This window comes from Rothia sp. HMSC068E02 (genome assembly GCF_001813565.1).
In the GTDB taxonomy this organism is placed as follows: domain Bacteria; phylum Actinomycetota; class Actinomycetes; order Actinomycetales; family Micrococcaceae; genus Rothia.
Genome location: NZ_KV812885.1, coordinates 1 through 9349 on the forward strand (window position 1 = coordinate 1; position 9349 = coordinate 9349).

5 protein-coding genes and 1 riboswitch are annotated in these 9349 nt (G+C 57.5%); of the genes, 1 reads left to right on the top strand and 4 read right to left on the bottom strand.

The window, feature by feature from the left end; genetic code table 11:
- Positions 1 to 75: 75 nt before the first annotated feature.
- The 4 genes from HMPREF2919_RS06420 to HMPREF2919_RS06435 all read right to left on the bottom strand — a co-directional run bounded on the left by HMPREF2919_RS06420 (position 76) and on the right by HMPREF2919_RS06435 (position 7503).
- Positions 76 to 2058 (bottom strand): M13 family metallopeptidase, encoded by a 1983-nt coding sequence (locus HMPREF2919_RS06420; protein WP_070666847.1) that lies wholly within the window; start codon positions 2056 to 2058, stop codon positions 76 to 78.
- 107 nt (positions 2059 to 2165) lie between these two features.
- Positions 2166 to 3605: an MFS transporter gene (locus HMPREF2919_RS06425; protein ID WP_070593833.1), complete on the bottom strand. Its 1440-nt coding sequence runs from the start codon at positions 3603 to 3605 to the stop codon at positions 2166 to 2168.
- Between the two features lie 517 nt (positions 3606 to 4122).
- The gene (metE, locus tag HMPREF2919_RS06430; protein ID WP_070666850.1) at positions 4123 to 6450 is read right to left on the bottom strand and encodes a 5-methyltetrahydropteroyltriglutamate--homocysteine S-methyltransferase; all 2328 of its coding nucleotides are present in this window, start codon (positions 6448 to 6450) and stop codon (positions 4123 to 4125) included.
- Positions 6451 to 6597: 147 nt separating this feature from the next.
- Positions 6598 to 7503: a methylenetetrahydrofolate reductase gene (locus HMPREF2919_RS06435; protein ID WP_070666852.1), complete on the bottom strand. Its 906-nt coding sequence runs from the start codon at positions 7501 to 7503 to the stop codon at positions 6598 to 6600.
- Positions 7504 to 7620: 117 nt separating this feature from the next.
- A riboswitch (SAM riboswitch) is annotated at positions 7621 to 7737 on the bottom strand.
- Positions 7738 to 8153: 416 nt separating this feature from the next.
- On the opposite strand from HMPREF2919_RS06435, the gene HMPREF2919_RS06440 reads away from it, so the two are divergent.
- Positions 8154 to 9349 (top strand): ATP-binding cassette domain-containing protein (locus HMPREF2919_RS06440; RefSeq protein WP_246824065.1); only part of this gene is annotated, 1196 nt, incomplete at its 3' end.

The window sequence follows — 9349 nt, forward strand, 5'->3', positions numbered from 1 at the left end:
CCGCCCCGTGGAATAAACCCACGAGGCGGGCGCCTTTCTTATATACGCAATAAAGCATATACCCTCATCGGGGTGCTACCAGATGCGCACGCGCTCCTCCGGAGCCAGGTACAGTGCATCGCCCTCAGAGACGCCAAACGCCTCATAGAACTCATCAATATTGCGCACCACGCCGTTTACACGGAACTCATCCGGCGAATGCGGATCCACCGAAATCATCACCTCAGCATGCTGCGGGCGGGACTTCGTGCACCAGCCGCGAGCATTCGAGAAGAAGAAACGCTGAATACCGGTCATGCCGTCAATCACCGGTGCGTCATCCAGCGACTCAATGCCCTGCTTCTTCAAAGCCAGACGGTACGCCTTCAACGCAATCGACATGCCAGCCAGGTCGCCAATGTTCTCGCCCAAAGTCAGCTCACCGTTCACGTGGAACTTCGGGTCCAGACCCACCGGAACGTACGCGTTGTACTGCTCCACCAGCGCGGAGGTGCGTTCCTTGAACTTCGCGTAATCCTCCTCAGTCCACCAGCTCTCCAGCTTGCCGTCACCGTCGTAGCGGGAACCCTGATCGTCAAAACCGTGACCAATCTCGTGGCCAATAATCATGCCGATATTGCCGTAGTTCGCCGCATCGTCAGCATCCGGGTTGAAGTACGGCGGCTGCAGAATCGCTGCCGGGAACACAATCTCATTCGCCGGCGGCATGTAGTACGCGTTCACGGTCTGCGGAGTCATCAGCCACTCCGACTTATCCACCGGCTGACCCTTACGGGCAATCAGCCAGTCAGCGTCAAACGCACCGGTACGGCGCAGGTTCTCGAACAGGTCACCGGGCGCCAGCTCCAGTGCGGAGAAGTCACGCCACTTATCGGGGTAACCAATCTTGGTGACGAACTTCGACAGCTTCTCCAGCGCCTTCTGGCGGGTTGCCTCAGTCATCCAGTCCAGCGACTCAATAGACTCGCGGTACGCCTCCAGGAGGTTGCCGACCAGAACCAGCATCTTCTCCTTGTGCGAAGGCGGGAAATGCACAGCCACGTACTCCTGGCCAATCTCTTCGCCCAGAGCCTTCTCGACAGCGCCCACGCCGCGCTTCCAGCGCTCACGAATCTGCTGGGTACCGGAGAGGGTCTTGCCGTAGAAGTTGAAGCTTTCCTGAACCAGTTCGTCGTACATGAACGGCGCACGTGAACGCAGAACAGTCCACACAGCCCACAGCTTCCAGCTCATCAGCGGGATGGAGGTGAACAGCTTAGCCGCACCCTCAAAGAAGGACGGCTGAGCCACAATAACCTGACCCAGGGTCTCCGGGTCGGCACCCAGAGCCAGCAGCCACTGCGAGAACGGGAAGCCGGGGAACTTCTCGTCCAGCTCGGTAGCCTGGTACGGGTTGTAGGTCGCCTCGGCGTCGCGGTTCTCCACGACGTTCCAGTGCAGGCGAGCCAGCTCAGACTCGTGAGTGAACACCAGCTGAGCCGCCTGCTCCGGGGTCAGGCCGAAGCCCTCAGCCAGACCGGTCAGCTCAAACATGCGGGCAATATGCTCAACGTACGCCGCGCATGCAGCCTCGTGCTTCTCTTCACGGTAGTAGGATTCATCCGGCAGACCCAGACCCGACTGGTACAGGAAGAACGTGTAGTTCTTCGGGTCCTTCGGGTCGTTGCTGGTGTACCAGGCGAACAGCTGCGGCAGACCCGCACGAGACAGCAGCGCCAGGGTCACAGCCAGGTGGGAGGGGGTTGCCGAGTTCAGAATCGGGGCGATTTCCTTCAGCAGCGGCTCCAGGCCGTCCGCCTCAATCTTCTCAACATCCATGAAGGAGTTGTAGAGTGCGCCAATACGGGACTCCGGCTGCTCCTTCGCAATCTTCTCCACCAGCTCACGCACGTGCTTCTCTGCGTTATCGCGGAGGGTGTACAGGCCGCCGTCCTTGGGGCGGTCCGCCGGGATTTCGTGGGTAGCAAGCCACTTACCGTTGACGTGGCGGAAGAAATCGTCGCCCGGCTTGACGGTTTCATCCACCCATTCTTTAGTGATTCCAGAGTTAGTAGTCATGGTTCCATTCTAGGTTCTTAACGTAAGAAGCCACACGATTACCGACAAGCCACCATATGGTGACTCACCAGCAAACGTGTGGCTTCCCTACACGAAAGACTGGGCAATTATGCCTGAGCCGCCAGCTTCTCTGCACGCTCAGCCATCAGACGCTTCTCAGCACCGTTAACCAGCCAGAGGAACAGAACCGCCAGACCCGAGCACACAATCATGAAGACGAACGCGGTGCCCCAACCCCAGTGGTCAACAATAATGCCGATACCGGCAGAAGCCAGGGTCGCACCCAACGCGTAACCGAACAGGCCGGTGAAGCCCGCAGCGGTACCCGCAACATGCGAGGGGGATAGGTCAATAGCCTGCAGACCAATCAGCATGACCGGGCCGTAAATCAGGCCACCAATCAGAGCCAACGCAACGTACGCAATCCACAGCGGCGCATCCGAAGAAGGCAGCCAGTACAGCAGAATCGCGCCAACGGTCGCAATCAGGAACAGGATACCCGCGGGGGAGCGGCGACCCTTGAACATGCGGTCAGAAACGTAACCGCACAGGACGGTACCACCAATACCGGCAAGCTCCAGAATCGAGAAGCCCGCAATACCACCCTCAAGGGAAGCGTGGCGCACATCGTGCAGGTACTTCGGTGCCCACACCAGCACGCCGTAACGCAGGGTGTACACGAACACGTTCGCCAGAGCCAGGTACACCATGGTCGAGTTGGTCAGCACGTGCTTACGGATGGTGGTCCAGGTGGACTCTGCACGATCCTCAGCGGTGGACTCAACCTTGTGCGGGTCGTTGCGGTACACATCAACGGTGGGCAGACCCTCAGCCTCGGGGTTGTCACGGATCAGCAGCCACGCCACGAACGCCAGAACGAAGCTGATAACTGCGGGGAACCAGAAAGCAACTTCCCAGGTCTTGCCGAACATGGAGAAGCCCCACGCAACCAGCAGGCCGGACAGCGCACCACCGACGTTGTGGGCGGTGTTCCACCACGAAACCTTCGCGCCGCGCTCGCTGGTGGAGAACCAGTTCACGAGCACGCGGCCCGAGGGCGGCCAGCCCATGCCCTGGAAGATGCCGTTGAAGACCATAATGGTCGCCATGATGGAGGCGATAGCGGCACCGTAGCCCGCCGCGCCCGCACCTTCACCCATGTAACCGGTCATAGCCAGCAGGATGTTGGCAACACCCGAGAGCACCAGACCGATGGGCAGGAACAGACGCGCGTTCGAGCGGTCAGAAATCATTGCGGTGAAGAACTTGCTGAAACCGTAAGCCAGCAGCAGCGCCGTAGACAGCGCGCCAATAGCCGCGTTGCTGAAGCCAAGTTCCTTGGTCAGAATCGGGGTGACCAGCGGGACGTTGTTACGAATCAGGTAGAAGGTCGCGTAACCGATGAAAATACCCATGAAAACCTGCAGACGCATGCGCGGGTACTTTGCATTAACTTCAGCCTCGCTCAGTTGAGGCTTGGGCGCCGGAATTGCGAGCCAGCGGGGTACAGAACCCTTCTTCTTCTTTGATGAAGTGGTAGTAGTCATGCTGGAATTCTAAAAACAGCGGCTTATAAAAATGCTAATCTGATGGGAATGTTTTCAGTAGAATGTTCACTAGGGTGAACGGATATTCAGAGTGATTATTCTATTAATGCTGTTTTTATCCCGGAATTACGGGGAAGTGCTAAATCTGTGTGATGTACATCTGTCTACTGGGCAACATTGCCTCAAGTCGTGTAATGAATATAAATACTTTCTCGGTTGAGTAAGTATGTGTTTTGGTCAGACCACACTTAAAATTAGAGTAATTTATACCCTAAGTTCAAATAAAAAACCACTTGAACACCAGTGCATTGGCGCCCCAAAACAGCACAGAAAAGCCCGCCCGTACAGTGCAGAAGAAAAACCGTACGGGCGGGCCCGTTATCTATCCCCAAAAGCTCGGCATACAGTCGGTACGCATACCGGCACGAAGCCGAACAACCGCCACCTGCCGCAGGTTACCGCGAGCAAACCATCATCCGGTCAACCCGCAGCAGGCAGCGGAACCAAGAGGCGCCTCCTAGAGGGACGCGCGAATCGCCTTGGTGGCGTCCACCAGGTGACGCAGAGACTGCTTGGTCTCCTCGTAATCACGAGTCTTCAGGCCGCAGTCAGGGTTCACCCACAGGTCAGCAATGGTGCCGTAACCAATCGCAGCCTTCAGCAGGGACTCAATCTCCTCCTGCGAAGGAACACGCGGGGAGTGGATGTCCCACACGCCCGGGCCCAGACCGGAAACGAAGCTCTCCGGAATGTCAGCCAGCAGCTCCATGTGCGAACGAGCCGCCTCAATGCTGGTCACGTCAGCGTTCAGAGCGTTAATCGAGTCGATAATCTCGTTGAACTCCGAGTAGCACAGGTGGGTGTGAATCTGAGTGGAATCCTTCACGCCGCTGGTAGCCAGGCGGAAGGAGTTCACCGACCAATCCAGGTACTGCGGCTGCTCATCGCGGCGCAGGGGCAGCAGCTCGCGCAGAGCCGGCTCGTCCACCTGAATGATGCGGATGCCCGCCTCCTCCAGGTCGGCAATCTCGTCGGCAAGAGCCAGAGCCACCTGGTTAGCGGTCTCGCGGCGCGGCTGGTCGTCACGCACGAAAGACCACGCCAGAATCGTCACCGGGCCGGTGAGCATGCCCTTGACGGGCTTGTCGCTCAGCGACTGTGCGTGGGAGCTCCACGGAACGGTGAACGCCTCACCGCGCAGGCCCTCACCGTGACGCTTCACGTCACCGAACAGGATCGAGGGGCGGGTGCAACGCGAACCGTAGGACTGAACCCAGCCGTGGCGGGTGGTTGCAAAGCCGTCGAAGTTCTCGGCGAAGTACTGAACCATGTCGTTACGCTCAGCCTCACCGTGAACCAGCACGTCCAGGCCCAGCTCCTCCTGCAGTGCGATAACCGAGGCAATCTCGTCACGCAGGAAGCCGTTCAGCTCCTCAGTGGAAATCTTGCCCGCACGAGCCTCCGCACGGTGGCGGCGAATCTCAGCAGTCTGGGGGAAGGAACCGATGGTGGTGGTCGGCAGCTTCGGCAGGTTCAGGTCAGCCTGAGCCGCGCGGCGAACGTCAATGGTCGGACGGTCGAAGTCCTCGGCGGTTACAGCTGCGGCGCGGGCACGAATCTCGTCGTTGTGCTTGCGCGGGTCGGCGGCGAAGCGAGCCAGCGCCTCGTCAGCAGTCTTCAGCTCGGGCTCAACAGCGGCTTCACCCTCGGCCAGGCCACGAGCCAGCAGTGCAATCTCGGCGACCTTCTGATCGGCGAACGCCAGGCCGTCCACGGGAACCTCGGCGGGGTCTTCCAGAGCCAGGTCGTGCGGCACGTGCTGCAGGGAGGTCGAGGAGGAAACCGACACGGCACCCTCGGATGCGCCGGGCAGCGCCTCCAGGGTCTTCAGGGCGGCACGAACATCAGCACGCCACACGTTGCGGCCGTTCACAACACCGGCAACCAGGTGCACACCCGCGGCAGAAACAGACTCCAGCTCAGCCTTCGAGTACACGCCGTGCACCAGGTCAAGATGCAGAGCCTCAATGCCGGTACCCAGTAGCGCCGGCAGGTTCTCACGCAGGGAACCGTAGGGGCTGGTCACCAGAATCTGCGGGCGCTTCTCGCCTGCAGCCAGGGCACGGTAGGTGCGCTCGGCAAGCTCGGCAACCTTCGCGTTGTCGGCACGGTCCACGGTCAGGCCCGGCTCATCCAGCTGAACCCACTCAACACCGCGCTCAGCCAGCTGCTCCAGCACCTGAGCGTAAGCGGCAACGAACTCATCCAGACGGTCAACGGGGGAGAAGTCCTCAGCGGAACCCTGCTCAGCCTTAGCGCCCAGCAGCAGGGTCAGCGGGCCAACAATCTGCGGGCGAACCTTCACACCAGCCTGCTTTGCGACCTCAAGCTGCTCGTCAATAGCCTCAAGGTTCAGCTTAATCTCGGTGCCGGCACCAATCTCGGGTACCAGGTAGTGGTAGTTGGTGTCGAACCACTTGGTCATCTCCAGCGGGGGCAGGGTCTCGGTACCGCGCGCCAGTGCGAAGTAGCCGGGCAGATCCAGCAGACCGCGTGCATCCTTAGCCTCAGCCAGACGCTCGGGAACCAGGGTGAACAGGCGAACAACGTCGAGCACCTGGTCGTAGTAGGAGAAGGTTGCCGGAATCGAGTAGTTATCAGCCTTCAGGCCGGCAGCGGTCACGCGCTCGAAGTAGGTGCGCTGCACGTCAGCGGCGGTGTCCTGCAGCTCCTGCAGGGTTGCCTTGCCCTTCCAGAAAGCCTCCTGAGCCTTCTTCAGCTCACGGAAGCGGCCCACGCGGGGGTAACCAACAATGGTTGCGGCGGGGAATGCGGTGTTCGACATAGTAATTTTTCCTTTACTGGGGATAGATGTGGGAGTCAGTTCCGGTGTTTCGCCACCCAGCGGTGGGCGGTGAAACGGGGGTCGTAACTCCCGGAATATTTGTGGGGGAGATTATGGAAACGCATCCGACAAGGAGCGTTATGGGGGTTAGGCGTATTCCAGTTCGCTCAGCGGCTGAGAGAAACGGTTGCTGTATCGGGGTAGGTCCAGCTGGTCCAGAACGTCCAGCACCGCCGCATGCTCGTTGAAGGTGAAGAAGTGCAGACCCGGTGCGCCCGCATCCATCACGGTGCGGCACTGGTTCAACGCATACTCAACACCGATGCGGTGCAGCTCAGCGCTACTGGTTGCGGTCTCTAGGGCGTAGGCGAGGTCCGTCGGGACCTCCATGCCCGCCATCTGGCAGAGGTTCCGCAGGCGCTTCAGTGAGGTCACCGGCATGATGCCCGGAATAATCGGGATGTCCACACCTGCCAGGCGTGCCGAATCGACCAGGGCGCTGTAGCGTTCATCCTCAAAGAACACCTGAGTGATCGCGAAGTCCGCGCCGGCACGCTGCTTGGACAGCAGAATCTCAATGTCCTGCAGCAGGGATGCGGACTCGGGGTGCTTCTGCGGGTACGCCGCCACACCAATCGACACCTTGCCAGCTGCCAGGTGGGCGAAATCTTCGCGTTCCACGCGGCGAATGAGTTCCACCAGGTAGCGGGCGAAAGGAAGTTCAGAATCCTGACCTTCCTGAATGTCACCGCGAAGAGCCAGGAAGCCGCGCACACCCAGACCCAGGATCAGGCGCACCGCACGCTCCAGCTCATGCACCGAGTGGCCTGCACAAATCAGGTGAGCCAGCGGGGTGAGGGAGGTTTCGTGTACCATGTGGTCGAGCAGCGCCAGGGTCTTCTGGCGGCGCTTCGCGTCACCGGAGTAGGTGACCGACACGTAGTCGGGGTTGGTGCCCTCAAGCTCCGCAATGGTGTGGAGCAGCGACTCACAGCTTGCGTGTGAGCGCGGAGGGAACAGCTCAAAAGAAAGAGCCGGGTGAACTGTCGTCATAACCATCCTTCGTGTTCACCCGATAGATACGCACCGGGAGGGTGCGCGAATTCTTCTGCAGGATGCGCGCCACCGGCTTGCGGGTGCGCATCATCAAGGGGTGCCGAAGGGTATTCTTCTCTATCGGTTCTGGCGGGAGCACCTTGTCCGTACCCTGCACCGTGACGGTGGGGGATACTGGCGAGGTTGCTGCGACGTCGACGAGCCAGATCTCTCGGTCGCTCTTGATAGATAACGCTTTCACTCTACCCACTGCCTCCGAGGGGGCGCAAGGGATGCGGCGGTTGATGTCCTAATATTTCTGGACATGACATCGGGGGCGAAATATGAACTTAATATGACTGACTATGACGAAGGGTGCTGGGGGCGTTGCGGGTAGAGCTGTCGGCTGACCCCTGGATGCCTGAAAATATCACAGATACGCCTGCTTAATATTCTTGGACACGCACGAATATGTGTGTTTTATATTTCATTGAAGAGTAGAGTTAGTTAGCAAAGTACAGCCGTGCTTCATTAACTGCTCATCGAGGAGTTGTAGGGCTCAAAGATGAGTTCAATACGACTTTGTGAGCGTGGTGAGAATGAAAAAGCTATTTTCTTCTATACTCTGGTCCTTCCGCCTAGCCTGGAAAACCTGTCCTGGGACCCTAGTGAGCGTCGCCCTATCGCTAGCCGTCATAGCCTGCATTCCCCTGAGCCAGTCCCTGCTGATCGGTAATACAGTATCAGCCTTGAGCGGTTCAAATGGTGGCACAGCATGGATTTATATTGTTGCTCTTGCCCTTGTCGTTGGAATTAATATCATTGCTAAACGCTGGGTCATAAGTAACATGCTTATCCTCAAATCAAAGGTGAATTATCGGGTTCACTGCATGTTAAATAACAGGTTATCTACATTTCCGTTATCTGATATAAGTAGCACAAAATCACAGGAAGATATACGTGCTGCTAGAGAGGCAATATCGAAACAGGAATTGCAGGTTCACACCATGTCAGTTATGACACTGGTGAGTGCCTTCGCAATGGTGTTACTTCTCTGTCTTAATATCGCGAACGTCAGCATTGTGGCAGCAATTTTTGCGGCACTGTGTTCATTGCCCCTAGCCATTGCAATGGTGATTCTCGCTAAACGTGATTACGCTATCTACACCCTAATGTACGAGGATTATCGGGCAGAGAACTACTATCTAGACAATCTGATGGCTCAGAGTCGAGCCCAAGAACTTCACCTCATGAGAGCCTCCCGATTTTTCTCGCAACGCGTAGCGTCCTGGCGACGCCGGGCGGCCGGTAGGGAATTGAGCCTTGAAAGTGTTAGAGGAATCGTCTCCATGGTTGCCGGGCTACTTTGCTCTGTCTTACTCTTTGCGTCCCTGTACTTCCTTGTGGATTCAGGCGCCGATATATCGTATGTGGCCGGATCGCTGATTGGAATCATTGCCTGTGTTAACGCGACCCAAGAGGTGGGATATTCATTCGGCCAGATTATTAATGGAGCATTATCTGTTCAGCAATTCCGAAGGGTGTGCGACTCTGATACTTACGACCATGCTTCTGAGATAAAAACTTCTAACCCTAACCATGAAAATATTTCAAAAATTATATGCAAAGATGTATCCGTTCAGTATGAGGGCGCGTCGTCTTTTGCGCTTAAAGATATTAATCTTGAGCTGATGAATAATCAAATGATTGCAGTAGTTGGTGCCTCGGGCGCGGGAAAAACAACGCTAATAAATGCAATTCTTGGAATTACACCAATTGCCCAGGGGAGCATAACGTATAAGGGTGCTTCTTCTGAGAGTAAATACAACATGTTGGCGAATGTTGGTTTGGTGAGTCAAGACTA